The organism is Hydrogenophaga intermedia (assembly GCF_023715105.1).
GTDB classification, from domain to species: domain Bacteria; phylum Pseudomonadota; class Gammaproteobacteria; order Burkholderiales; family Burkholderiaceae_C; genus Hydrogenophaga; species Hydrogenophaga intermedia_A.
Genome location: NZ_JAMBNO010000006.1, coordinates 98,792 through 122,910, shown reverse-complemented (window position 1 = coordinate 122,910; position 24,119 = coordinate 98,792). Strand labels below are relative to the sequence as shown.

General features: G+C 63.4%; 23 protein-coding genes. 11 read left to right on the top strand and 12 right to left on the bottom strand.

Features of this window, described 5'->3' with window-relative positions; genetic code table 11:
* Nucleotides 1-36: 36 nt before the first annotated feature.
* The gene (locus M3149_RS23160; protein WP_353056805.1) at nucleotides 37-420 is read left to right on the top strand and encodes a DUF4365 domain-containing protein; all 384 of its coding nucleotides are present in this window, start codon (nucleotides 37-39) and stop codon (nucleotides 418-420) included.
* A gap of 32 nt (nucleotides 421-452) precedes the next feature.
* Here the strand turns inward: M3149_RS23160 and M3149_RS07305 are convergent, their stop codons facing one another.
* From M3149_RS07305 to M3149_RS07270, 8 genes are all read right to left on the bottom strand, one after another.
* A complete protein-coding gene (locus tag M3149_RS07305; RefSeq protein WP_251708680.1) occupies nucleotides 453-770 on the bottom strand; it encodes a helix-turn-helix domain-containing protein in 318 nt (105 codons plus the stop codon).
* Nucleotides 767-1,138, bottom strand: a complete 372-nt coding sequence (locus tag M3149_RS07300; protein ID WP_285886656.1) for a type II toxin-antitoxin system RelE/ParE family toxin — start codon at nucleotides 1,136-1,138, stop codon at nucleotides 767-769. The genes M3149_RS07305 and M3149_RS07300 overlap by 4 nt, the downstream gene beginning before the upstream one ends.
* 69 nt (nucleotides 1,139-1,207) lie before the next feature.
* A complete protein-coding gene (locus M3149_RS07295) occupies nucleotides 1,208-3,577 on the bottom strand; it encodes a TOTE conflict system archaeo-eukaryotic primase domain-containing protein (protein WP_251708678.1) in 2,370 nt (789 codons plus the stop codon).
* A complete protein-coding gene (locus M3149_RS07290) occupies nucleotides 3,574-4,950 on the bottom strand; it encodes an McrC family protein (RefSeq protein WP_251708677.1) in 1,377 nt (458 codons plus the stop codon). The genes M3149_RS07295 and M3149_RS07290 overlap by 4 nt, the downstream gene beginning before the upstream one ends.
* Before the next feature lie 9 nt (nucleotides 4,951-4,959).
* Nucleotides 4,960-7,467 carry an McrB family protein gene (locus M3149_RS07285; RefSeq protein WP_251708676.1) on the bottom strand — a complete coding sequence of 836 codons (2,508 nt, stop codon included), beginning with the start codon at nucleotides 7,465-7,467 and terminating at the stop codon, nucleotides 4,960-4,962.
* The gene (locus tag M3149_RS07280; protein ID WP_251708675.1) at nucleotides 7,464-10,175 is read right to left on the bottom strand and encodes a DEAD/DEAH box helicase; all 2,712 of its coding nucleotides are present in this window, start codon (nucleotides 10,173-10,175) and stop codon (nucleotides 7,464-7,466) included. The genes M3149_RS07285 and M3149_RS07280 overlap by 4 nt, the downstream gene beginning before the upstream one ends.
* 3 nt (nucleotides 10,176-10,178) lie before the next feature.
* Nucleotides 10,179-11,810, bottom strand: coding sequence for a site-specific DNA-methyltransferase (locus M3149_RS07275; RefSeq protein WP_251708674.1), 1,632 nt, complete (start codon nucleotides 11,808-11,810; stop codon nucleotides 10,179-10,181).
* Nucleotides 11,811-11,824: 14 nt separating this feature from the next.
* Entirely contained in the window at nucleotides 11,825-12,043 is a 219-nt protein-coding gene (locus tag M3149_RS07270; RefSeq protein ID WP_251708673.1) for a helix-turn-helix domain-containing protein, read from the bottom strand.
* Between the two features lie 182 nt (nucleotides 12,044-12,225).
* On the opposite strand from M3149_RS07270, the gene M3149_RS07265 reads away from it, so the two are divergent.
* Nucleotides 12,226-12,429, top strand: a complete 204-nt coding sequence (locus M3149_RS07265; protein ID WP_251708672.1) for a hypothetical protein — start codon at nucleotides 12,226-12,228, stop codon at nucleotides 12,427-12,429.
* A gap of 11 nt (nucleotides 12,430-12,440) precedes the next feature.
* Nucleotides 12,441-12,926, top strand: a complete 486-nt coding sequence (locus M3149_RS07260; protein WP_251708671.1) for a DUF3489 domain-containing protein — start codon at nucleotides 12,441-12,443, stop codon at nucleotides 12,924-12,926.
* 253 nt (nucleotides 12,927-13,179) lie between these two features.
* On the opposite strand, the gene M3149_RS07255 is transcribed toward M3149_RS07260, so the two are convergent.
* Nucleotides 13,180-14,370 (bottom strand): pyridoxal phosphate-dependent aminotransferase, encoded by a 1,191-nt coding sequence (locus tag M3149_RS07255; RefSeq protein WP_251708670.1) that lies wholly within the window; start codon nucleotides 14,368-14,370, stop codon nucleotides 13,180-13,182.
* Nucleotides 14,371-14,449: 79 nt separating this feature from the next.
* On the opposite strand from M3149_RS07255, the gene M3149_RS07250 reads away from it, so the two are divergent.
* Entirely contained in the window at nucleotides 14,450-15,115 is a 666-nt protein-coding gene (locus M3149_RS07250) for a GntR family transcriptional regulator (RefSeq protein WP_251708669.1), read from the top strand.
* Between the two features lie 42 nt (nucleotides 15,116-15,157).
* Here the strand turns inward: M3149_RS07250 and M3149_RS07245 are convergent, their stop codons facing one another.
* Both M3149_RS07245 and M3149_RS07240 read right to left on the bottom strand, forming a co-directional pair.
* Entirely contained in the window at nucleotides 15,158-15,403 is a 246-nt protein-coding gene (locus tag M3149_RS07245) for a DUF1272 domain-containing protein (protein WP_251708668.1), read from the bottom strand.
* 122 nt (nucleotides 15,404-15,525) lie between these two features.
* Complete coding sequence (locus M3149_RS07240) at nucleotides 15,526-16,665, bottom strand: branched-chain amino acid ABC transporter substrate-binding protein (protein ID WP_251708667.1); 1,140 nt, start codon at nucleotides 16,663-16,665, stop codon at nucleotides 15,526-15,528.
* A gap of 351 nt (nucleotides 16,666-17,016) precedes the next feature.
* On the opposite strand from M3149_RS07240, the gene M3149_RS07235 reads away from it, so the two are divergent.
* The 7 genes from M3149_RS07235 (at nucleotide 17,017) to M3149_RS07205 (ending at nucleotide 23,143) form a co-directional block, all read left to right on the top strand.
* Nucleotides 17,017-17,946 (top strand): branched-chain amino acid ABC transporter permease, encoded by a 930-nt coding sequence (locus M3149_RS07235; RefSeq protein WP_251708666.1) that lies wholly within the window; start codon nucleotides 17,017-17,019, stop codon nucleotides 17,944-17,946.
* Nucleotides 17,947-17,976: 30 nt separating this feature from the next.
* On the top strand, nucleotides 17,977-19,134 hold the full coding sequence (locus M3149_RS07230; protein WP_251708665.1) for an ABC transporter permease subunit: 1,158 nt from the start codon (nucleotides 17,977-17,979) through the stop codon (nucleotides 19,132-19,134).
* Between the two features lie 13 nt (nucleotides 19,135-19,147).
* Complete coding sequence (locus M3149_RS07225) at nucleotides 19,148-19,939, top strand: ABC transporter ATP-binding protein (protein ID WP_251708664.1); 792 nt, start codon at nucleotides 19,148-19,150, stop codon at nucleotides 19,937-19,939.
* Nucleotides 19,936-20,652, top strand: coding sequence for an ABC transporter ATP-binding protein (locus M3149_RS07220; RefSeq protein WP_251708663.1), 717 nt, complete (start codon nucleotides 19,936-19,938; stop codon nucleotides 20,650-20,652). Before M3149_RS07225 ends, M3149_RS07220 begins: the two co-directional genes overlap by 4 nt.
* A gap of 150 nt (nucleotides 20,653-20,802) precedes the next feature.
* On the top strand, nucleotides 20,803-21,849 hold the full coding sequence (locus M3149_RS07215; protein WP_251708662.1) for a helix-turn-helix domain-containing protein: 1,047 nt from the start codon (nucleotides 20,803-20,805) through the stop codon (nucleotides 21,847-21,849).
* A gap of 114 nt (nucleotides 21,850-21,963) precedes the next feature.
* Nucleotides 21,964-22,752, top strand: a complete 789-nt coding sequence (locus tag M3149_RS07210) for a penicillin-binding transpeptidase domain-containing protein (RefSeq protein ID WP_251708661.1) — start codon at nucleotides 21,964-21,966, stop codon at nucleotides 22,750-22,752.
* 25 nt (nucleotides 22,753-22,777) lie between these two features.
* Nucleotides 22,778-23,143: a VOC family protein gene (locus tag M3149_RS07205; protein ID WP_251708660.1), complete on the top strand. Its 366-nt coding sequence runs from the start codon at nucleotides 22,778-22,780 to the stop codon at nucleotides 23,141-23,143.
* 7 nt (nucleotides 23,144-23,150) lie between these two features.
* Here the strand turns inward: M3149_RS07205 and M3149_RS07200 are convergent, their stop codons facing one another.
* Complete coding sequence (locus M3149_RS07200; RefSeq protein WP_251708659.1) at nucleotides 23,151-24,119, bottom strand: NAD(P)-dependent oxidoreductase; 969 nt, start codon at nucleotides 24,117-24,119, stop codon at nucleotides 23,151-23,153.

Here is a 24,119-nt window from a genome sequence, read left to right as displayed (position 1 = left end):
CAAGGTGCTATACGCTTCGACGTACTAGGAGTAGCAGTGAGCGAAAGCAAGTTTCCCGTAGCATCCGACGTCGATCAGCAGGGACGGACCGGTGTTCATCTTGTCGGCTTGAAGGTTCATCAGGGACTTGGGTGGATTTTTCGAGAAAGGGCAACAAGCGATATTGGAATTGACGGTGAAGTCGAACTCAGATCTGAGCAAGGCGAGAGCCATGGTCGTCTACTTGCCGTCCAGATCAAGTGCGGCCCCTCCTACCTGAAAGAGCAGGACGAGACGTCTATCACCTACCGAGGCGACTACAAACACCTGCGGTACTGGGCGGACTACTCGGTCCCAGTAATCGTCGCCCTATGCGATCCGGTCACTAACATTTGCTGGCGGACGGACGCCGGTTCAATTCCGTCTCCGTCGCTTGAATAGCAATGCAGCGGGCGTGAGCGGCAATAGGCGGATCAAAGAACCGCTTCCAGCCCCTTGCGCTCAAGGATGTCCAGCAGCTTTTGCGACGGCCCGCTGGGGCGCTTGTCGCCCACCTCCCACTTGCGGACAGTGGACGTGCTGGTGTTCAGCACGCTGGCCAGCACGGCCTGACTCAGGTGCAATCGCTCGCGCAGCGCCTTGACCTTTTCGGCGTCGTAGTCCCGCACCGGTTCCAGGCACAGCGCGTCGTATTTCTGCATCTTGCGCTTGTCGATGAATCCCAGGCGATGCAGATCGCTGGCCGATTCGTGAACGGCCTCGAGGATGCGACTCTTGGTCTTGGTGGTCATTGGCAAATCTCCTGCAAAGCGCCGTCGGCAACGGCTTCATCCAGTTGCGGGCCTGTTCGAGCCAGCAGGTCGGCGGCGATGGTCTGCAAGCCTTCGAGCTCCTCGTCGCTGACGTTCGCCCGTTCGTTCTTCTCGAAGCCGAACACGAAAAACCAGCGGTTGCCCTTGTTGGTGGCGACCAGCGTGCGCACGCCACCACGCTTGCCACGCCCCGCCAACCCGACGCGTTTCTTCACCACGCTGCCGCCGAGGTCAGCGTCGATCAGGCCGGCCGCCATCTCCTGAACGGCCCTGCACAGGACGGCATCGGTGAGCTCCGTCTTGCGCATCCATCGCTGGAAGTGGCGAGTTTTGAATACTCGCGTCATTGGGAATATTGTGCCACCGAGTGGCATAGATTGTCTACCCGGCTGTTCTGGCACCCTGCCCAGCCGACATCACCATTCGAAACGGCCTACGGACGGCGCCCCCGAACCGACGCGATACCCCATCGCCCGATAGCCACGCTGGCGCTTGTCCCACATCCGCAGCAAGGCCGGATGCCCCGTGTCGACGAAGTCGATGATGCGCACGTCGGTCTTGCTGGCGTGTTCCCGGTGCAGGCGCCCGGCGTATTGCTGCAGCGTGCCTTTCCACGAGACGGGCATCGCCAGCACCAAGGTGTCCAGTGGCGGATGGTCGAAGCCTTCGCCAACCAGCTTGCCGGTGGCCAGCAGCACGCGCGGCGCGTCCGGCGACAAGGCATCGAGCGCGGCGATCAACGCGGCGCGCTGCTTTTTTGACATCCGGCCGTGCAACACGAACGGTTCCGGCACCTGATCGGTCAACGCGGTGCGAATGGCGTCGATGTGCTCGGTGCGTTCAGTCAGCGCCAGCACCTTGCGGCCTTGCCGGAAGGCGTCGGTGATCGCACTGGCGATGGCTGCCGTGCGGGCCGCGTCTTGTGCCAGATGCCGGAACACATCCTGGATGCCCGCCTTCGCTGGCAGAGCGATCGGCGACTCGATGAACTGCGGCATCACCGCCAGATCGTGCGGCGCGCCAAGCGGCTGCGCCGCCTTGTGTCGGATTGGCCCGCACTGCATGAAGATGATGGGCTGTTGCCCATCGCGGCGAATCGGCGTTGCCGTCAGGCCGACCACGTGTTTCGCCTTTGCACGCCGCAGGATGGCATCGAAGGACGCTGCGCCAACATGGTGGCATTCGTCCACGATCACCTGCCCGTAGCTTTCCACCAGTGGATCGGCCTCACCTTGACGCGAAAGCGATTGCATCACCGCGATGTCGATCTTGCCGGTGGGCTTGTTCTTGCCGCCGCCGATGACGCCGATCACATCCTTGCCTGCATCCAGGAATGCGGCAAGACGCACCTGCCACTGCTTGAGCAGTTCCGTGCGGTGCACCAGCACCAAGGTGTTGACGCCACGCTGGGCGATGATCGCTGCGGCCGTCACCGTTTTGCCGAAGGCCGTTGGCGCGCACAGCACACCAGCATCGTGACCCAGCATCGCCGCCACGGCGGCTTCCTGGTCTGGGCGCAGCGTGCCGCTGAAGCCAACGGCGATGGGTGTTCCGGCGTGGCGCTCATCGCGCTGGTCGAGGCGAATGCCGTTGTCCGCCAACAGGTCACGCGCGGCGTCGAAACACCCGCGCGGCAGCGCGATGTGCTGCGGAAAATTTTCGGCGCAGCCGATGATGCGCGGCTTGTCCCACACCGACATCCGCATCGCCTGCGCCCGGTAGAACTCCGGATTCTGGAAGGCAGCCAGCCGGATCAGGCGATTGGCCAGCGCCTGCGGCATTTGCGCCTTCTCGAAATAGATCTGATTGGCCAGGATGACGGTCAGCGATTTGGGCATCAGACCGGCCAGCTTGGCTGGTTTGCTTTCCCTCTTCCACGGCGTGGCCAGATCCTCGTCGTCGATGAAGGTCACGTCCAGCGGATGCGCGCCGCCCGTGGCGCGCAAGATGGTCGGTTCGATGTCGTGCGCGGGCATCCGCGCAACGGATGCGAGAAATGCCCACTGGTCGGGATACGGCTGCAGACTGGCATCCACGAATACGCTGAACCCCCGCTCGCGCGGATGCTTCTGCAAAGGCAAGGCAATCAGATTGCCAAAGCCGCCCTTGGGCATCGTGTCCTGATTCGGGAACAGGCGGTCGTAGGACGTCAGTTGAAGTTGGCGGGTGCGCGTACAGGCGTGGCTGATGATGGCCGTACCCAGACGACGCGCATCGCGCGCCGATACCGCACTGGCGAAAAACACCCAGGCGTGCGCGCCCTGGCCAGAGCGGGATATCTCCAGTGCCGCCGACACGCCCAGTTCAGTACAAGACTGGATGAAGGCCTGGGCATCCTCGCGCCAGTCGGCCTCATCGAAATCGACTGCCAGGAAATGACAGGTGTCGCCTTCCAGCAGCGGATAGACGCCGACGGTGTGTTCGCCGGCCAGATGGTCGTAGATCACCGCATCGGTCAGCGGCTGCAAGACGCGGTGAGCGCAGTCGCCACACTTGATGCGCGGCTTCTCGCAGACGCCCGCGCGCCACTCGTTGGCGCAGGCCGGGGCGTAGCCAGACTTGCCGCTGGTCTTGCCGTCCCAGCGGATCGGATACACATCCGTCCGACCGCGAAACAACGTGCGGAACAGCGCCACCTTCTCGTCGGTGGTCAGCCGAGAGAGCTCCGCAACCGTCGGCGTTTGCGCCTGCGGCGGCAAGCGCCAGGCGATGCCGTGCGCGTCCAGCAGTGCGGTCAGGCGCGCGTTTTCGGCGCGCAGCGACGCCAATGCATCGGCGTCGATCATGCCAAGACCGCTTCTTGAGCAGCGGCATCGCTCGCAGCGTCCCTGCCTGAAAGCGCAGAAGGCCCACGCGAGAAGCACCCATCGAGACTGCCGCAAGCAGGCAGGATGAGCTCACGCCGCCGCAGGCAGAACGGCAGCACCCACAACCGCAGTCCTGACGATTTCGGAAAATCGAACACGGGCAGCGCCTTGTTCAAGACATCCGTCTTCGGGTAGATCAACACCACGTCCCCTTGGCCGTCCAGGTAGTTCTGGCCATAGGCGTGGAGTTGGTAGAAGTCGCCCTGATCCAGACCGTATTTGTCTGAACCCGTGGCCTGCTGGCCATCGATCAGCTTCCACTTGGTGTCCAGCACCACACGACTGACCTTCGACGCCTGCACCAGCAGATCGGGTTTCAGGCGGAACCAGTTCTGTTCGAGGTGCCTGACCAAGGAAAGGCTGCGGGCCTGCGTGCGCAGCGCGAAGCCTTGCTCAAGTTGCCGTGCAAGGTGCTTGGCGACGAAGGCCTCGAACACTGCCTCCATCGGAAACAGCAGGGACGGCGCATGATGACCGCCCGCGCCGGTGAGCGGCGATTCATCCTCCAGGATCAGCCGTACCCACGCCAACGCCCCTTCGTAATGCGCCATGCCCCGATCCAGGCGCACTCGCTGAAAGTCCGTGGCAGGGTGTTCCGATGCCGGTACGTCAGCAAACACGAAGCACAGCTCGCGTGCCAGTTGCTGGTTGGCCTGCGATGCCGTCCAGGCGAGCACTCGTCTGAGCGCCGCGTGCAGCAAACGGTTCTCCGGTCGGTTGGGCGAGAACTCGTCGAACTCGACAAAGAAACGGTCGCGCCGACACAGGTTGTGCCGCAGGTGTGCTGCCATTTGCAGCTTGCCGCGCAGTGCAAACAGGTTGTCCTGCTGCGCCCTGTAATCGCTGCGCAGGCCGCGTTTGACGAGATGCTCCACGGCGCGAAGGAATTCAGCGATGAACACTTCCAGCAAAGGCATGCGGGTAGCGAACAGCTTGGCGCTGTCGGTCTGGATGTGGCGAAAGCCGCCCAGGCAGCGCAGCATTTCGATCAGCAACTGCCGAGCCTCAACGTCGCCACCGCCAATCGCTTTGCCGACTTTTGGCAACACCTCGATCTGATAGCCATCCGGTGCCCGTATCACTCCTACGAAATTGGTCACCTGTACGGCCCGTCGCCCGCGTCGCTGGGTCAAGCGCAGCCAGGGCGCCTCGCCCACCTCGGCCAAGCGCAGCGCCTGCGCTTCCAGCCAGGCAAACACCTGCGGCGGCACCGTGCGTAGCCCCACGCCATCGGTGTCACCGGCGGCGGCAGCCACCAGTACATCGAATTCGTAGATCGGGGTGTGCGCCATTCGCCCCCCTCAAGCCAGGGACTGGTAGATGCCGAGGTAGCTGGCTGGGTTGGCGAATGCCGATGCCTGGAGTTGATGGCGGCGCTGGGTGGTGTAGCTGTCGAGCCCGTGGTCGTCGCCAAACAGGTCATTCAATGCCTGCTCGTGGGCATCGCTCTCGGTGATGAACTGGGCGGCATCGGGCTTCTGGTTGTCGCCCAGCACCAGTCGAATCTTGCGCCAGTCCTCGAAGAAGTATTCCTCCAGTAGGGGCAACACGCGATTGCGGAAGGTATCGGCCAGGGTCTCGAAGCGCTGCGCGCCATCCGTCTTGTGCCACAGGTGTGTGAAGTAGGCGTGGCCGATGCAGTGATCGCGGTCGTACAGCGCCTCGATGCGCTCATTGATACGCTCCAGCATCCGGCGCACGTCGATCTCGCCTACGTCAGTACTCACCACCAAGCCCGCCAGCGGCGCGCTGTGCGGCTCATCGGGCACTTTCACGGCGCGCGTGTCGGGCAGCAGCGGCACGAAATCGAAGCGGCGGCGCAGCGCCGTATCCAGCAAGGCCAGCGAACGATCCGCCGTGTTCATCGTGCCGATGATGTCCACATTGGCAGGCACCGAGAACTTCTCGCCCGAATAGGCCAGCGTCAGTTCGATGGGCGGTTTGCCGCCATCGAGCGAGTCGCGCTTGTCCGGTTCGATCAGCGTGATCAGCTCACCAAAAATCTTGCTGATGTTGCCCCGGTTGATTTCGTCGATGACCATCGCAAAGCGTTGATCGGGCGCCTGGCGGGCCTTACGGCACAGCTCCTTGAACGCGCCAGGGCGAATTTCGTACTCCACTTCGCCCGCTTCGGCATCGCCGTTCAGCACGGGGCGCAAGCCCTCGACGAACTCCTCGTAGCCGTAGGACTGATGGAAGGTCACGAAGCTGTAGCGCTGCACCGTGGCGGTGTCCTGTTGGCCTGCTTTGAGCTGATCGACCAAGCTGATCAAATCAGCGCAGGCATCCTGCCAATCACCGGCGAACTGCCACACCGAGTCTGCCGTCTTATCGAACACGGCCGGGCTCAGGCGCTTTTTCAGCTTCACCGTGGAGGATTCCTCCACGGTGTGGGTCTGCAGTGTGCGCCACAGCGTTTGCCGCACACTGCGGTTTGAGCCGTTGGCGGCGGTCATGGCCTGAATGAACCGGTGCTCCGCAATGTCCGCCACCTTGGCCTTGCCGCCCAGGTCATACAGCGCGGCAGCGGCCCCTTCCCACCACTTCAGCACGGCCACCTTCTCGGCAATGACCTGCGTGCGCCATTCTTCGGTGGAGATGGACGCGGCCTGCGGCTCGTAATCGCGCTTGAGCAGTTGCATCAGCGTGTAGGTTTTGCCGGTGCCGGGCGGGCCGTAGTAGATGCGGTTGAAGCAGGTCGCGTTGCGCTTGTTGCCCGTGCCCGGTGTAGCGACCGGCGGCGGTGCCACGCCGTCGCCCAGGCTGGCCGCCTCGATCGGCTCACCGGCCAGCGCGGCCAATTCGGCCAGATCGGTGCCGAAAAATGGCTTGAGCAAGGTGGATTCGAATTCCGGCAGATCGTGCGCACCCACCTGCCAGAAGGTCGAATTGCCCTGCGGCGACCAGTTCTTGGAGTTGGCGGTGTAGCGGTCGGTGCGCTGCGCGGGCTTGAGCACACGGTAGCTGCGCTGCAACCAGCCGTCGCCCTTGGCGCAAGGCATAGCCGCCGACGTGAATTGGCCAATACGCTGCGGGCTGTTGCCGTGGCACAGGAAGAACAAGGCACCCAGCGGTGCCTCGGCAAACTTCTTGCCTTGTTCCTTGCCGGTGTCGCGGTGCATCACCGCCCATTGCCCATCCAGATACTGCTGGCGCTCGGCGTCGGTGAAGTTGGGCGGGTTGCCGTGCGAGAGCTTCCAGACCGCCAGATTCTTCTGGCTCCACGCCTCCCACACCTGCCGACCGAATTCCAGAATGCCCAGCCCCTCGGGCCGCTTGGCCAGCGCGGCCTTCTGCAAAGTGGCCATCGACTGGCTGGCCGTGCCGCCCGTGAACACCGCCAACGGCGCACGCTTGAAGATGTCCACGATCACCGGCGCTTGACGATTTTGGTAGTGGAAGGCGATCTTCCACTTGAAGGCCTCGCCCAGATGCTCGAAGGACTCGATGGCATCGAGATCGCCCTTGGCTGCCCAATCGGCCACCTGCACCACGAAGCCGCGTACTTTCTCGAACGCCTCTTCAGCAGTGCTGCCCAGCGATGAATACCAGCCGTGGGTATCCGAGTAGGAAAGCTTGGCGTCGGATTTCTTGTCCTCGGTGTCCCTGCGTGAGAACACGCCGAACTTGAACGACGAGCCGCCCCAGATGCTGCCCAACTCGTCCAGACGCGATTCGATCCAGTAGGTGAAGCTGTCCTTCGATCCCGCTTGGCTGTAGTCGTCCAGGGTCATCGTGGCCAGACGGGAGGCGGGCCAGACACTCAGGAATTCATCCCACAGGGCGTATTGCTTTTGGAAGTCGCTCACTTCAGCACCTCCTCAACCCAATCCCAGCGCTTGTCCTTGACCATCACGAACCGGCAACGGCCTTCCGACAGATTGGCCCACAGGCCACCGATCAGTCGGTCATCCTCAGCCCCGCTCCAGCGATCTGCCCCTTTGTATTCAACCGCCAAAACCGATCCCGGTTTGTCTGCTGAACCGGGTAGCTGGCAGAGGAAATCCGGGTAGAAACGGCCATCGGCCTTCTGCAAGAAGAAGGAACTGCCTTCGCGCCGAACGAGGTTGCGCACCCAGAACTGGATTCGACCTTGTTGCGCCCACATATCCAATTGGCAGGCACATTCGAACTCTTCCTTGCTGTCAAAGTCGCCTATCCGCCCGTAGAAGTGCTTGCGAAAATCGAAGTGCCCAAAGCGCCCGTCGTAGTCACGGCTGGGCGCGTAGGCTTGGGCGTGAAACTCGAAGACGTATTGGTCGGTCACCGCCACGCGCGTGGCCGAATCGTCACCGAATAGTGCCTGTTGGAAAGCCTTGCCAACGGCCTGCTTGCGCAGTTCACGAATGCGCGCCTCGACCAGATTGCGGATCAAGAACTTCTGCAAGTTGGCGCGTGCCAGCGTGAAGCCTTCCCGGCGCAGCAAATGGGTGAGCCACGCAGCAACAAACGTCTGCTTGCTGGCGTGGGTCAGTGACGGCTCGGGCAGGTTGCGGCACAGCCAGGTGGCAATGCGGACTTCATCCCAGTTTTCGGGTTGATAGACAAGGCCCAGATCGCGCTGCAAATCGGGCAAAAAGCGCGACACCACGTGACCGCCATCATCGATATCAATCTCGCCACCTTCCGACACTTTCAGCGCCGCACCCAATGCGGTCAGGTCATCGGCTGTCGGTGCAGCATCGTAGGGCGAAAGGTCCCACGGATATTCCAGCACCTCCGGGTCATCAAACAGCGCCAATTCACCTTGACTGCCCTGCACGCGCAAGGCCAGTTGGGGCACACGGAAGCGCTCGCCCAATTCGGCCGGGGTCTGAAAGAATTCAATCGCCGTGGTGCGGCTGACTTCGGCCGCTTCCACAATGGCCGCCGCCGCTGTTTCGGAGGTCACCGACGCCTTGAGGACTTCGGCTTCATCCTCTGTGAGCGGTGTGCTGATCGTCAGCGTGTTGAGCTTGCCGTCCCAGCTCACCTTGTCTCGTACTGGCTTCGGTACGCTCTTCAGGTCTGGCTTTTCAGATAGCGTAATCGCCACGGGCCGAACGATGACGCGCCCGGCGTGGCCGTCCAGATCCAGCCTCGCCTGCTCGGCCTTGGCAGCCGTGACGAACTCCGTGACTTCACGCCGCTCGAAACCCGCACCAGCAACCAGCCGGTCACGCAGTGCGCTAGCCGTTTCGGCAAAGTTGCGAGACACCACAAAGGCATAGGACTGATTCAGTGCCTTGGTATTTCGATGGCTGGCACCGGGTTGCCGCAGCACGCGCCCGAGCAACTGCTCCACCGCCGTGGCCGACGACAGCGAGGCCATGCTCACCAGAATGTAGGCAAACGGACAGTCCCAGCCCTCGGCCAACGCCTTCTGGGTGATGACGAACTTCACCGGGCAAGCCGGGTCGGCAATGCCCAGCTTGTAATCGGCGTCGATCTGCTCCAGCCCTTTTTCTTCGCCAGTGGCCACCACGATCTCGCTGGCCGGGATGCCGTGGTTGGTGATCAGCTCGTTCTTCACCCTCTCGAAATCCAGCGTCTCGATTCCGGCACGGCGCGATTCCGATTGAATCAATACCAGCGGACGCAAATAGGCAGCCCCGGCACGGCGTTCTTCATCGGCCAGCTTGTGCAGGGCATCGCGGCGGCCAATCGCATCAGCCAGGCATTGCTGCCAGTTGGGCTCGGCTTCCAGCACCACAGGCAACTTGATCATTTCTTCCGCCTTCAACTCGGCGGCGGACACGCTGTGCAGCACATTGCTGGGCGTGCGTTCCAAATCTGGCGTGGCGGTCAGCTCCATCACACCGCTGGGGCGGAAGCGCGCCAACATGTCGAAGGCCAGTTCGGTGCGGCTGTTGTGCGCCTCGTCCACCACAACAAACGGTCGGCGCAGGCGCAGCACGTTGGCCAGTGAATACGGGGTGGTCCGCTCGCTGCCCTCGCCATCGGTCAGCAATTCATCACGCTGACTGGGGGAGAGATTGTCGAAGTGATGCATCAGCGCACCGCTGGACTGGTAAACCTTGCGGCACTCTTCTTCTTCCACCTGAAACGCCTGCCGCGTGGCAACGATGATCGTGGTCGAGGTATCCAACGTGGCGCGGGTGACGCTCTTGGCCTCTTCCAAATCCAGCACCGTGATCGGGCCCGCCTCCCGCAGTGCAGCGTGATAGGGGTGGCTTCGATCCTTCAGCGCCTTGATGGTCTGCTCACGAATCGGCTTGCTGGGCACCAGCCACAGAATCACGCTGTGCTCGCAGCGCAGCAGGTGGGTGTTGACCCGCGCCACGCTCTTGGCTGCCAACCAAGTCTTGCCGCCGCCAGTGGGTACGCGCAGGCAGAAGTACGGCATGTCAGCCGGGAAGCCCGACAGCGGGTTGTACGGGTTGCCGCGCCCCCATAGGCGTTCGGTGGTGGCGGTGAAGGCAATCGACGGTGACGGCAGTTCGTGGCAGGCCTTGAAATAAGCCTCCACGCTGTCGAGCACTTGCTGCTGATAGATTTTCGGTGCGAATCCGGACATGGCTTACACCTCCAACGCGTAAGGGGTTTGCTTGAAGGTGACGCCCTCACGTGCAGCGCGGGCACCCATGCGGTTGGCGGCGGCGTAGATCACTTTCGGGCCAGCGAATTTAGGCAGTACCTCGAACACTGGGCCCGTGAGCACATTGCCACCGCCAGTGGACTTGTCCTTGAGGATGCCGTTGTAGAGCAGGTAGATGGCGCGGCCCTCGTGCACGCCCAGCAGCGGTGAGTCAGCGGTACCGGTAAAGCCTGTGCCGGTTTCTGCAAACCAGACAAACTCAGCGAGTTGCGCGAACTTCACATCGCTGCGAATTTGGCCGTCAGCGTCGAACAGGGGTTCGGCAGACAAGCGACAGAACTGGAAGCCGCCGCCGAGGCCTTCTACCGGGTCACCGCCATCCGGCGTATATCCGCTGGCTACCTTTCTGACACGCTCTGCCGCCACACGGACCGCGATCCCGTCATCCATCTCAACCAACAGGAAACGGCGAGTACCACCATCCTCCGCGTTTTGCTTCAGGACTGCATGTCCAGTAGTGCCAGAGCCGGCGTAGCTATCCAGGACCAACGCCGTCGGATCATTCATCATCCTAAGAATTCGTTCGATCAATTCGGCAGGCTTGGGGGTGTCAAATAGATCTGCGGTGTTAAACACGTCGCGAAGGAACGCCTTTGCCTGCCTCATTGTTGGCAAGTCAGCCCAAATGCTCGGGTAAGGTCGTCGTGGATCTTCGGGTGCGTATTCACGCGTGTAAGGCTCCCACACAGCCTGTCCTTGGCGTTGACGCTGCTTCCAAATTAGCGTTCCTGCAGCTTGGTGACGGCCTACACCATCTCGGCCCATAGCCCATCGCGCCTCTTCGCCATTCTCATGAATGGGGTAGACGTCACTGCCATCTGGCGCGGTCAGCGGGAAGTACATCGTTGGGCGATCACGACGCAGGCTGTTCCGGCCGTTTTTCTTAAGGAGGCGATCCCGGTAGCGGCGCCCCTGTTCATCGACTTGCCCATACGCCTCGACGATGCTGGGCGCAGACATCTGCGCGAGCTTCAGTTGGTCCTTGCTGCGGGCGTAGGCGAGCACGTATTCGTGATCTGGCGTCAGCGGCACCTTGTTGTCGTTCGGGCTATCGACCTTGCGCCAGATGAAACCTGTAATGAAGTTGCGAGCGCCAAAGATCTCATCCATCAGTGGTCGAAGGTTGCCGACCTCGTTATCGTCGATGGAAACGAAGATCGCGCCGTCCTCGCGCAGAAACTGCTTCAGCAGCACCAAGCGCGGGTACATCATCGACAGCCAGCGGTCGTGCCGGTCCAGCGTTTCGCCTTCCTTGCCGACCACTTCGCCCAGCCAGCGGCGAATCTCCGGGCTGTTGACGTTGTCGTTGTAAACCCAGCCTTCGTTACCGGTGTTGTACGGCGGATCGATGTAGATGCATTTGACTTGACCGGCATAGCGCGGCAGCAGGGCTTTCAGTGCGTGCAGGTTGTCGCCCTGAACGATGAGGTTGCCCGAGTCTTTGCCTTGCGCCGGGCCGCAGGAAAGTTCGGTCACCGGCTCCAGCAGGCGGAACGGCACGTCCTTGTGGTGTTTAACGACGGCTTCTTTGCCGATCCAGTTCAATGTTGGCATTGGCGCCCATCCCCTCAAGCTTTGCGCGATGGCGTTTGGCCGTCGCTGCGTTGTTCTTCATCCGCGCCCCCGGCGCGCACCCAGTCATCGACCTCAGACACCTGGAACTTCCACAGCCGCCCAACCCGGTGCGCGGGCAGGTTCTTACGGTCGATCCAGCGGTAGATCGAGTCACGCGTGACGCCCAGATGCTCGGCAATCTGGTCCACGGACACCCACGGTTCAGCGGTCATGAAAGCACTCCGGCAACAGGGGTTCGGGTGGCATAAAGTCGGTTTGAATCGCAAAGGTTGCAATTTATCAGGTTGAAGGACTCCAGACGAGGGAGCGATGCTGTGGGCATGATCTTTTTCTTGGCTTCCTGATCGTTCAGCGCGTGAATGGTGGCGTCATCCACCAACCAAGGAGCCCCGCGATGAACACCAAGCCCACCGCTATCGACGCCTATATCACCCGCGCCGCCGCCATCCACCTCAAGTTGACCCGGCTGCAGCAACTGGCCGACGACCACTTCGGCCATGACCCGGAGGCCATCCACTGGGGCCACGTCGGTGACCTTGGCCGGGTGAATCAGGCGCTGGACGATCTGCTGGCGATCTTCGACGGCCAGTCCAAGTGATGGAGGGCGAGATGGAAACCCTGCCCAAAATTTCCCCGGCCCAAAGCCTGTTGCTGCATACTGCCGCCCGCCGTACCGATGGGCGCGTGATCCCGCCCGGTACCCTGCACGGTGGGGCACGGGTCAAGGTGCTGACCGCACTGCTGCAAAGAGGATGGATTGAGCCTGCCGACGACGGCCACGTGCTGACTGACGCGGGCTACTCGGCCATCGGACAGCAGCGCCCCGAACCGCCGGATGACGTCCAGCCGATGGACACCATCGGCGATCTCCAACTTCTGCAGGGCATCCCGGTGCGCCGCGGCACCAAGCTCGCCGCACTGGTGCTGGCGCTGCGCCGCCCGCAGGGCGCAACCAGCCTGCAACTGATGCTGGCCACCGGCTGGCAGCCCCACACCGTACGCGGGGCCATCTCCGGGATGCTGCGCAAGAAGCTGGGCCTCACCGTGGTGCTAGCGCACAACGACACCGGTGAGCGGGTGTATCGGGTGATCTGACGGGTCAGGGGTGTCCAGTACCTGGATACCCTTTCGGGGCTGGCCCAGGGTTGTGAACGCAGGTCACACCCTTGGGATCGCACCGCCAACACGTCAGCCGATTTGCCTGTTTCCGGCGGCGAAACCGCGCCAAACCCGCGCCAGTGCTGGCTTTCTCTCGTCGGCCGTTTTCCACTGCGCGACAGTCGGCTCTCATAGCCATCGCAACGTCTGCGCCCGCACCGCAAGCCCATGGTGCCCGCCCAGTCCGCCCCTACGCGGGTATTGCGCGCTGGAAGCGCTCGGCCAGCGTGCTCAGGCGCAGCACCGGTTCGTTGGCAAACACCAGGCGCACGTAGTCGCGAGTATTCTCCAGGCCCCAGTTCTCCATGGACGTCGCCGCCACGCCTTCGGCCAGCAGGCGCCTGGACGCCTCCGCACCGGTGAGGCCATGCCTGGAGACATCGACCAGCAGTGACCACCCGCCCTTGGCCGCCACCACCTCGTATTTCGGCCGAAGCACCCGCACGATGTAGTCGTGGCGGGCCTGCCATTCCCGAGTGCATCGCTCGATGCCGTCGTCAGGCGCTTCGATGGCCCTGGCCACGGCTTGCTGGGCGATGCCCACGGTGCAGACCACGTTGCCCAGCGCCGCGCGGCTCAAGGCCTCGGCGGCCGCAATGGGCGTGACGATCCAGCCCACGCGCCATCCGATCATCCGGTACTCCTTGGACGCAGCGCCGACCGTGATCGTGCGGTCCTGCATACCCGGGAAGTGCAACGGGTTGAGGCGCGGTGCGCCGTCGAACAGGATGCGCTCCATGGCGCTGTCATAGATCATCCAGGCATTGGCCTGAACGCAGGCAGCGCAGATGGCCTCCCACTCATGTCGGTTGAAAGTGGCCCCCGTGGGCATGGACGGGCTCATCATCAGGAAGGCCTTGGTCCGCTCGGTGACCACCCCGGCGATCGCCCCGGTTTCGAGCCGCCACTCGCCGTCGACCACCTTCATCGGGATGTACCGTGGCACACCACCGGCCAGTAGCACCCGGTTGATCAGGCCTACGTAGGTCGGGCTGGTCATCACCACCTCGTCACCCGGCTCGATGACGGCCAACAAGGCGTTGAGGACACCGCTGAGGCCGCCGGCCGAGATGAAGCACTGGCTCTTCCAGTTGTAGGTGCCTGCCGGCAGGCCTCCGTTTCGCTCAACGAGCGCTGTGGCCGCCCTTCGCAAGCTGTCGTGGCCGAAGAAGGGCAGGTAGCTGTTGGCGTCATCGTCCAGCACCTGCTCGCGGGTGGTGTCCAGCGCCACCTGTGGCGGCAGCAGGTCCGTATCCAGGTTCTCCAGGCGCAGCACGTCGGGGTTGTTCAAGGTGTCGGCCACGTCCCCCATCCGTTCGACTCCGATCGGCGTCATCAGCGCCGTCCGCTTGCCCACCACCGGTGTGTTCAACAATGTCACTTCTCGCTCCTGTCGTGCACCGGAACTCGGGCTGACCTCCTGACAGCGCACCTTTTTAATATATTAAACTGAAGCTTCCATGTCAAAAACGGCCAACCCTGCCGCGCGCACCATCGCGCTCACGCTGCAGCGTCGCATCGTTGACGGCACCTACCCGGGGGGCATGCCGATTCGCCAGGCCGAGGTGGCCACAGAGTTCGGCGTGAGCCACATTCCGGTGCGCGAAGCGCTCGCCTCACTGGCACAGGGCGGGCTGGTCGATATCCAGCCCAACCGCGGTGCAGTGGTCACCTCCCTCAGCACAGACCAATGCCTGGAGCTGGCTGAGATGCGCGTGGCCCTGGAGTCCATTGCGCTCAAGCATTCGATGAAGCGCCTGTCCGCGAAGGACCTGGCTGCGGCGCGGCAAGCCCTGGTCCGGGGTGCCAAGGCGGATTCACTGGAAGAGCGGTCGCAATGGAACTGGGAGTTCCACCGCTTGCTGCACGCGGGCGCCGCACGGCCGTTCCTGCTTTCCCAACTGGAGACCCTGTGGAAGCATGCAGACAGGTACCTCCACTACACGTGGAAGAACGCGCACTACGAGGCGCGATCGGACTCAGAGCACGAGGAGCTGCTGGCCGCAGTGGCAGCGAAGGACGAGCCCCTGGCGCTGCGCCTGAACAAACGGCACATTCTTGGCGCCGCCACTGTTGCGATCGACCTGATCAAAGCGAACGAGGTTGCCGAGCAAGGCGGTGCCTGAGCACCGCAACAGTCCATCGCCTGATGCCGGCTTTCCGGATCACTAACGCCCAGCGCATCCTTGCGGCTTGAACGTGCGCTCCCTTGATGCCGGGTACTTGGCGAGCTTCTCCGCCGGGCGCACGGGCCTGCGCACCAACTCGCCACCGCAGTTCGGGCAGACGCCATTCAGCTTCTGGTCCGCACAGCCCTCACAGAAGGTGCACTCGAACGAGCAGATGCGCGCGCGCGTCGATTCGGGCGGGAGATCAACATCGCAGCATTCACAGGACGGCTTGAGCATCAGCATGACGGGCTCACCTTGGGTGTTACGGGTTGAATCAGATACCACCCGGGCACGCGCAAACGCACCACCACGCGGCAAATCGGGCCAGGCCCCGGTTCAGGCGACCGCAGACCTGACCCACCACCTTACTGGATCACACCGACCGGTGCGCGTCCACCCTTTTCAAACGTCTGCAGCGTGATGGCGGCGTTCTGCAGGTCGCCCTTGGCATCGAACCGGATGCGCGCTGTGATGCCCTGGTAGTCTGCCTTGGCCAACGCATCGACGTACTTGTCCGGCTCTGCCGATCCGGCGCGCACCATGGCATCGGCCATCACCATCACGGCGTCGTACACATAGGGGGCATAGAGCAGGATGTCTGCCTTGAACCGGTCATTGAACCGCTTCTGGAAGTCCGCCCCACCCTTCAGCTGCGAAAGCTGGATGCCTGCCTCGCCACAGTAGATGTTGCGATCGGGCCCGATGGTGGACACCTTGACCATTTCGGCCGTGCACAAGCCATCGCCACCCGCCAGCGGCGAGTTGATGCCGAGCTTGCGGATCTGGCGATACAGAGGTGCACCCTGCGAGTCCATGCCGCCATAAAAGATCAGGTCGGGCTTGCGAGCGCGGATCGAGGTTAGGATGGCGGAGAACTCGGTGGCCTTGTCGTTCGTGTACTGCCGTGCCACCACGTTGCCGCCAGCTGCCTTCAGCGCTTTTTCGAACTCATCGGCAACGCCCTGCCCATAGGCCGTGCGGTCGTCGATGATGGCGACGTTTTTGAACTTCAGCGTGTCATGAACGTACTTGGCAATGCCGGAGCCAATGCTGCCGTCGTTGCCGATGGTGCGGAACACGTACTTGAACCCTTGCTGCGTGATCTTCGGGTTCGTCGCCGACGGCGTGACCATCGGAATGCCGGCGTCGTTGTACACCTTGGAGGCCGGCAGCGTGGCGCCCGAGTTCAGGTGCCCAATGACGCCGTTGATCTTCATATCCACGTACTTCTGGGCCACCGCCGTCGCTTGGCGCGGGTCCGCCGCATCGTCCTCGGGCATCAACTGCCAGCGGACCTTCTTGCCGCCGATCGTCACGCCCTTTGCATTGAGATCATCGATCGCCAGCTGCGCGCCGCGCTCGCTGTCTTTGCCGTAGTGGGCTTGCGGTCCGGTCATGGGGGCTGCCATGCCGATACGCACCACAACTTCCTGCTGAGCACTTGCGCTGGTGGCAATGGCTCCAACACACGCACCGATCAGGAGCGAGGTCTTGATTCGCAACATCTGAGTTTCTCCATGGTTGACGGCAACTGATTCGCCGGAAAACCAGTATCAAGAAACACAGCATCGACCTGCGTTGAAACAAGCGACACACAGGCGTCAATTCGCGACAAGCTGGATCGAAGGCGCCAGCCGAGACTCCCTCGAAGTGCCGCGCCGCCATGCATCAGGCACGCGACTTGTCGCGTTTTGAAGCTTCGACGTCGCTTCCTGCGCGCGTCCGCCGCATTGCCGGCCGCAGAATTTTTGCGAACGCTCGCACGGCCTGCTCGCGCCTCCCGCGTCCATCCGTTCGTCCAGCCCCCTTGTTCGGGGCAAGGCGAGTCTTGTCGTTTCAACCCCGGCGCGAACCCCATGACCGAGTTTCTTCAACAGATCATCAACGGCCTCATCGTCGGCGGCATCTACTCGCTGGTCGCCCTGGGTTACACGATGGTCTACGGCATCCTGCAACTCATCAACTTTGCTCACGGTGACATCGTGATGGTGGGTGCCATGGCAGCGTTGCTCGCCGCCAAGGTTCTGATGACGCTGTTTCCCGGTATGCCCGGACCGCTGGTACTGGCGCTTTCGGTGGTGGCGGCCGTGGTGGTCTGTGTGCCGCTGAGCCTGATCATCGAACGCGTGGCTTATCGGCCGCTGCGCAACGCCCCGCGCCTTGCGCCCTTGATCACCGCCATTGGCGTCTCGCTCACGCTACAGACGATTGTCATGGTGTTCTTCGGCCGCAATTACCACGAGTTCCCCTCGCTGGTACCGCAGGAGCCCATCGAGTTCCACGGCCTCGTCATCAGCGTCACGCAGATCATCATCCTGGTGCTCTCGCTTGTCTGCATGGTCTGTCTGGCCTTGCTGATCGAGAAAACACAGGTCGGCCGCATGATGCGCGCGACCTCGGAGAACCCCAAGGTGGCCGCGCTGCTCGGCATCGACACCAACAAGGTGGTGCTGCTGGCCTTCGGCATTGGCGCAGGCCTGGCGGGTCTGACCGGCGTCATGCTGGCAGCCAATTACTCGCTCGTGCACTTCTACATGGGCTTCATTCCGGGGCTCAAGGCGTTCACGGCCGCGGTGCTTGGCGGTATCGGCAACGTCTACGGCGCGATGTTCGGCGGTCTCATCCTCGGGCTGGTGGAAAGCCTCGGTGCGGGCTACATCGGCCCGCTGACCAACGATTTCCTGGGCAGCCACTACCAGGACATCTTCGCGTTCGTGGTGCTGATTGCGGTGCTGACCCTGAGGCCGACCGGCCTGATGGGCGAGCGGGTTGCCGACCGCGCCTGATTCCGAAACCCGACTTCCCCGGAGCGCGCCATGAGAGCCGTCAAGCCTGCCCATGTGATTCTTGTTCTCGCCCTGCTGATCCTGCCACCCATCATCGGAACCGGTGGCGGTGCCTGGGTGCGCATTCTGGATTTCGCGCTGCTCTACATCCTGCTGGCATTGGGCCTCAACATCGTCGTTGGGTTCACTGGCCTTCTGGACCTGGGCTTCATCGCCTTCTACGCCGTGGGCGCCTACCTGTATGCGCTGCTGGCGTCGCCGCATCTGGCAGAACAGTTCGCGTGGATCGCAGCCATCGCGCCGAACGGGCTGCATGTTCCGCTGTGGGCGAGCATTCCGCTGGCAGGTCTGGTGGCGGGGATCTTCGGCATCCTGCTGGGCGCGCCCACACTCAAGCTGCGGGGGGACTACCTGGCCATCGTCACGCTGGGCTTCGGCGAGATCATCCGCATCTTCCTGAACAACCTCAATGCTCCGCTCAACATCACGAACGGGCCCCAGGGCATCTCCCAGATCGACCCTATCTCCGTCTTCGGTGTCTCGCTCGCTGGTGAGCGCGGCGTGGTCGATTTCTGGGGAATCCAGGTCAGCTCGGTCGTCGCGCACTACTACGTGCTGCTCGCGATCACGGCAGTGGCCATCCTCATCTGCTTTCGCCTGATCGATTCGCGCATCGGACGTGCCTGGATGGCGATCCGGGAGGATGAGATCGCCGCCAAGGCCATGGGCATCAATACCCGCAACATGAAACTGCTGGCCTTCTCGGCGGGCGCGGTCTTCGGGGGCGTTTCGGGTAGCCTGTTTGCGGCTTTCCAGGGCTTCGTGAGCCCCGAGTCCTTCACCTTGTTCGAATCCATCGTCGTGCTCGCCATGGTGGTTCTGGGTGGCCTTGGCAATGTGTGGGGGGTGGTGATCGGCGCGGCCATGCTGGCGGCCATTCCCGAAGCCCTGCGCCTGGTCGTCATCCCGTTCCAAGAGGCCATCCTTGGCCCGGGCAACGCGGTGATCGATGCCGAGGTGGCCCGCCAGCTGCTGTACGGCCTGGCCATGGTGGTCATCATGCTCTGGCGCCCCAGTGGCCTCGTGTCCAGCGTCGCACGGCCCGCCCGTCGGGCTTCGGCCATTTCGTCCACCCCGGATGAGCCGGTACAGCCCGAGTTCGTCACGCTCAACGCCAAGGCCGGCTGACGGGACCCCTCCCATGACCCCATCAACCCATCCGCTCCTCGACGTCCGCGGCGTCAACAAACGCTTCGGCGGCCTGCAGGCCTTGTCCGATGTCGGCCTGCGCATCAACGCAGGGCAGATCTACGGCCTGATCGGCCCCAACGGCGCCGGCAAGACCACCTTCTTCAACGTCATCACCGGCTTGTACCCTCCGGACAGCGGCAGCTTCATGCTGGACGGCAGGCCGTATTCCCCACGCTCGGTCCACCAGGTCACGGACGCCGGCATCGCGCGAACCTTCCAGAACATCCGCCTGTTCGGGTCGATGACGGCCCTGGAGAACGTGATGGTCGGGCGGCACATTCGTTCCCGAAGCTCGCTGATGCAAACCGTGCTGGCCACCCAAGCCTTCAAGGCAAGCGAGGCGGCCATCCGGAACAAGGCCCGCGCCCTGCTCGCCTACGTGGGTGTGGAACACCTCGCCGACAAGGTGGCACGGACCCTCTCCTACGGCGATCAACGCCGCCTGGAGATCGCGCGCGCGCTGGCCACGGAGCCCAAGCTGCTGGCGCTGGACGAGCCGGCCGCGGGCATGAATCCATCGGAGAAAGCCACGCTGCGCCGCCTGCTGGAGCAGATCCGCAACGACGGCATCTCCATCCTGCTGATCGAGCACGACGTGAAGCTCGTGATGGGCCTGTGCGACCAGATCACCGCACTCGACCGAGGGCGGGAGATCGTCTGCGGCAAACCGGAGCAGGTTCGCGCCCACCCCGAATTCATTCAAGCCTACCTGGGCAAGGCCCATCTGGAGCCCACCGCATGAGCACCGCACTCGAGATCACGGACCTCTCGGTTTCCTATGACGGCGTGCGGGCGGTTCGCCGGGTATCGCTCGCCGTACAGAGCGGCGAGATGGTCTGCCTCATCGGATCGAACGGTGCCGGCAAGACGTCCACCATGGGCGCCATCATGGGTGTGGTGCCCTCGACCACCCTGAGCATCAAACTGTTCGGCGAAGAGATCGGCCACCTCAAGCCACATCAGCGCGTGCAGCAGGGCTTGTCGCTCGTGCCGGAGGGTCGAGGCATCCTGACACGCATGACGGTCCTGGAGAACCTGCAGATCGGCAGCTACCCCGCGCGCAGCACCCCGGTTCAGGTGCAGGCCGATATCGAACGCATGTTCACCACCTTCCCCCGCCTCAAGGAGCGTGCCCACCAGCTGGCGGGCACGATGTCGGGCGGAGAGCAGCAGATGCTTGCGCTGGCCCGTGCCTTGATGTGTCACCCCCGGGTGCTGCTGCTCGACGAACCCTCCATGGGCTTGTCGCCCATCATGGTCGACACGATCTTTCGGGTGGTCGAGCAGGTGCACAGGAGCGGTGTCACGGTGCTGCTGGTGGAGCAGAACGCAGCACTGGCGCTCGACATCGCGGACAGGGGCTATGTGATGAGCAGTGGCACCATCACCCTGTTCGGCGACGCCAACGCGCTGGCGGCCGACCAGCGCGTGAAGGAAGCCTATCTCGGCGAGTGACCGCCCGCGCAACGTCGCAACTCTGAAAATTCGAGCAGCGGCAGGCTGCGCAATTCAAGCCGTTGCGCAGCGCAACATGGAGACTTGCTCGCATCTGACGGCGATTCCCCCGGGATCGTCGCTTCAAGCATGTCGAGAAAGTAGGCATCCATGGATATCGGCCGCAGGCAGGCAACTGCCGTTGTGGTGACGCTGCCCGGTCACAGGCTGCTGGAGAAGGTCACCATCCTGGAGGCGCTGGGCGAAGCGGTTCGAGCCGGCGTCGAGCTTCAAGTCCAGTGCCTGGACATGGGCGATTCACCCATGGCGGGCCTGGCGCCTGCACTTCGAACACCAGGCATACCCACCGCCCTCTTCGTCTGCGCCGGCGAGCTCTGGTCGCTCGATGCGATCGACCCCCTGGAGGTGCAAGCCGCACGCTACGTCAACGAGGCATTGCTGGCCGGCTCGCTCGTGTGCGGGGTGGGCGGCGGTGTGCGCTTTCTGGCCGCGCACGGTTTCCTGAACGGTCGCAAGGCCACGGTCAGCCAGTCGCTGCTGGCGGCGCTGCGCTGTCAGTTCCCCATGACCGACTGGATCGCCTCCGAGGCCGTCCTGCGAGACGGCAACCTTCTGACTTGCGCGGGCATGCTTACTGCGGCCGACGCCGCACTCTCGGTGCTGGATGCGCTCGGCCATCGCAGCGCGGTCTCGCGTGTGACGAAGAACCTGCTGCGACTTGCCGAAGAGCCCCTGAACGAGCCTCGCGCGCGCACGCCACCCATACCAGCGGCGCATCCCGCGCTACAGCGCGTGGACGACCTCTTGGCCCGGAACCCCACCTTCCCGTGGACAACCTGCACCCTGGCTAACTCTGTCTATGTGAGCGAGCGGCATCTTCAGCGCCTGTTCCGGGAGGCGCTCGGCTGCGGGGTCTTCGACTACCTCCAGCGCAAGCGGCTCGCTCGCGCCGTCGACGTCCTGCAGAACCATCCCGTCATGTCGCTTCAGCGGGTGGCCGAACTTTCGGGCTTCTCGTCCACCCAGCACCTGCGACGCGCCTGGCGCAAGCACTTCGGCGCCAACCCGTCGGTCTCGAGGGAGAACGCACTTCACGGGGCGTTTCGCCGACTCGCGTCGAGTGAACGACCTGCCAGAAGCGCCCCAACGCCCTCGTCTTCTGCCACGCGGCGCCAGCCTGCGTTGGCCACCAGCTAGATCCCCGCCATGTCCAGACCAGTGCCACGCCCATTCCATTGCCGCCGCCACGGAAACAAGACCCGACCCCTGCCCTGCCCGCTCGCGCCGCGAAGGTCGCTGCTGTTCACCGCGTTGGCACTCGCGCTGTCCGGGCCAGCCTGGGCGCAAACCGAGACTGCGCCCGAGCCGGCATGCACACTGGTGGTCGATGTCGACACAGGCAAGCCGATTCACGTATCGGGCGATTGCGACAGGCGTCACAGCCCGGCATCGACCTTCAAAGTTTCACTGGCAGTCATGGGTTTCGATGCCGGCATCCTGGTCGATTCGATGAACCCGCTTTGGGAACTGCCCGAGGCGGTACCCGGCCAATTGGTGGGCGTTCGGCTCGGCACGCCCACCAGTTGGCAGCAACATTCCCTTGTCTGGTACTCGCGCGAATTGACCCGCACGTTGGGGCGTGCCCGCCTGGAACAGTACGTTCTGAAGTTCGCCTACGGCAACAAGGATGCCTCCGCCGGCATCATCGGCCGGCCCGGAACGGACTCGGCGTGGATCGGCGGGTCACTGGCCATATCGGCCCGTGAGCAGACCACGTTCCTGCGCAAACTGGTGCGCGAAGAGCTCCCCGTGTCCGCCCGCGCCCAGCAGGCAGCGAAAGCCATCATTCCCAGATTTCGAACCGACGCTGGCTGGGCTGTCTCGGGCAAAACGGGGTCGACCTGGACCTACTCGCGCGCCTGGGTTGCAGACAAGAACGAACCCATCGGGTGGTTCGTGGGTTGGGCAACCCAGGGTGACCGAGACCTTGTGTTCGCCAGGGTGAGCGTGGGTCAACGCGCCTACGGCGTACCGATGGGTCTGTTGGTGCGCAAGCAATTCCTGGACGATTTCGACGCACTGGTCGACAACAATCCATAGCCCACAGGCATCCAAAGGAGCGCGCATGGCGGCACTGCAGGCCATCGAACTGAAAGCATTCGTGCCCGCCAGGGACTTCGATCTGTCGCTGCGCTTCTACCAGGAAGTGGGCTTCACAGCCTCCTCCGCAGGAGAGGGCGTCGCCTACTTGAAGCTCCAGGGATGCGCATTCCTCCTGCAGGACTTCTACGACCCCGGCCTCGCCGACAACCTCATGCTGCACCTTCTCGTCCCTGATGTTGATGCCTGGCACCAACACATGGCACGCGACACGCTGCAACGCTACTACGGTGTGCGTGTCGGCTCCTTGACGCAGCAGCCCTGGGGAATGATCGATTTCGTGTTCTGGGATCCGTCCGGCGTGCTGTGGCGCGTAGGACAAGCGCTATGAGCGAGCACTAGGTAAGAGCGATTGCCAGGTGCGTCAACGCCTCGCCTCGCAGCGCGCGAATCATGTTGTCCGCTGCCCGCAATTCGATGGCCAACCTCACGCGCTGCACGGCCGAACCGAGGTGCGGCGTGAGCACGGTGCGGGCATGGCCGATGAGGCCGGGGTGCACCGCACGTGGTCGCGCGGGCAACAGCCAGTCTTCCATTTCGTAGACATCGGCGGCGTAGGCGCCCAGGTGACCGTTGTGAAGCGCTCGAGACACCGCGGCTTCATCAACCACCGAGCCGCGTCCGATGTTGACCAGGATCAGGCCAGGGCGCACCCGCGCCAGCGCTGCATCGTCGATCAGGTGATGTGAAGCGGGTGTGAGCGGTGTGGCCAGCAGGATGTAGTCGGCGCGGGCCAAGGCCTCATCGAGTCCCACGCGCTGTACGCGTGGGTCTTCGTGCTGCGGGTCGACCCCAAGCATCTCGGCGCAGCCAAAGCCCGAGAGCCGATCCACGATCGCTCGACCCACCGCACCGAGCCCCACCACCGCCACGACCGAACCGTGCAGGCCGGTGCCATAGAGCGTAGGTCGCCAGCCCGCGTAGCCGGTGCGCACGACGTTGTCGCCGGGCAACACATGGCGCGCTGCGGCGATGGCCAGGCCCACCGCAAGTTCGGCCGTGGGCTCGGTGAGCAGGTCGGGCACGAAGCTCACGCTCACGCCGGCCGCGGCACACGCGGCGAGATCGAAGTTGTCGTAGCCCTTGAGCGCGCAGGCGATGGTGCGCAACCGGGGCGCGTTGAGCAGCGTGTCCTGGTCCACGCGGTCGGTCATGAAGGCCATCATGGCCTCGGCATCGGCCAGGTGCCGCTGGCGCTCGGCGTCGCTCCAGGGCTCGGGCCCGGGGTTCATCACCACCTCACCGGCGGCTTGCAGGGTCTGCAGCACCTCGGCGTGCACGGGTTGGGTGACCACGATCTTCGGCAT

Bases quoted from the DNA above. Each gene is read 5' to 3' on its own strand.
- M3149_RS07235 (WP_251708666.1), top strand. From the start codon at position 17,017: ATGACCGAGTTTCTTCAACAGATCATCAACGGCCTCATCGTCGGCGGC.
- M3149_RS07265 (WP_251708672.1), top strand. From the start codon at position 12,226: ATGAACACCAAGCCCACCGCTATCGACGCCTATATCACCCGCGCCGCC.
- M3149_RS07300 (WP_285886656.1), bottom strand. From the start codon at position 1,138: ATGACGCGAGTATTCAAAACTCGCCACTTCCAGCGATGGATGCGCAAG.
- M3149_RS07275 (WP_251708674.1), bottom strand. From the start codon at position 11,810: ATGCCAACATTGAACTGGATCGGCAAAGAAGCCGTCGTTAAACACCAC.
- M3149_RS07305 (WP_251708680.1), bottom strand. From the start codon at position 770: ATGACCACCAAGACCAAGAGTCGCATCCTCGAGGCCGTTCACGAATCG.
- M3149_RS07295 (WP_251708678.1), bottom strand. From the start codon at position 3,577: ATGATCGACGCCGATGCATTGGCGTCGCTGCGCGCCGAAAACGCGCGC.
- M3149_RS07240 (WP_251708667.1), bottom strand. From the start codon at position 16,665: ATGTTGCGAATCAAGACCTCGCTCCTGATCGGTGCGTGTGTTGGAGCC.
- M3149_RS07220 (WP_251708663.1), top strand. From the start codon at position 19,936: ATGAGCACCGCACTCGAGATCACGGACCTCTCGGTTTCCTATGACGGC.
- M3149_RS07225 (WP_251708664.1), top strand. From the start codon at position 19,148: ATGACCCCATCAACCCATCCGCTCCTCGACGTCCGCGGCGTCAACAAA.
- M3149_RS07230 (WP_251708665.1), top strand. From the start codon at position 17,977: ATGAGAGCCGTCAAGCCTGCCCATGTGATTCTTGTTCTCGCCCTGCTG.
- M3149_RS07270 (WP_251708673.1), bottom strand. From the start codon at position 12,043: ATGACCGCTGAACCGTGGGTGTCCGTGGACCAGATTGCCGAGCATCTG.
- M3149_RS07245 (WP_251708668.1), bottom strand. From the start codon at position 15,403: ATGCTGATGCTCAAGCCGTCCTGTGAATGCTGCGATGTTGATCTCCCG.
- M3149_RS07205 (WP_251708660.1), top strand. From the start codon at position 22,778: ATGGCGGCACTGCAGGCCATCGAACTGAAAGCATTCGTGCCCGCCAGG.
- M3149_RS07290 (WP_251708677.1), bottom strand. From the start codon at position 4,950: ATGGCGCACACCCCGATCTACGAATTCGATGTACTGGTGGCTGCCGCC.
- M3149_RS07280 (WP_251708675.1), bottom strand. From the start codon at position 10,175: ATGTCCGGATTCGCACCGAAAATCTATCAGCAGCAAGTGCTCGACAGC.
- M3149_RS07250 (WP_251708669.1), top strand. From the start codon at position 14,450: ATGTCAAAAACGGCCAACCCTGCCGCGCGCACCATCGCGCTCACGCTG.
- M3149_RS07200 (WP_251708659.1), bottom strand. From the start codon at position 24,119: ATGCCGAAGATCGTGGTCACCCAACCCGTGCACGCCGAGGTGCTGCAG.
- M3149_RS07215 (WP_251708662.1), top strand. From the start codon at position 20,803: ATGGATATCGGCCGCAGGCAGGCAACTGCCGTTGTGGTGACGCTGCCC.
- M3149_RS07260 (WP_251708671.1), top strand. From the start codon at position 12,441: ATGGAAACCCTGCCCAAAATTTCCCCGGCCCAAAGCCTGTTGCTGCAT.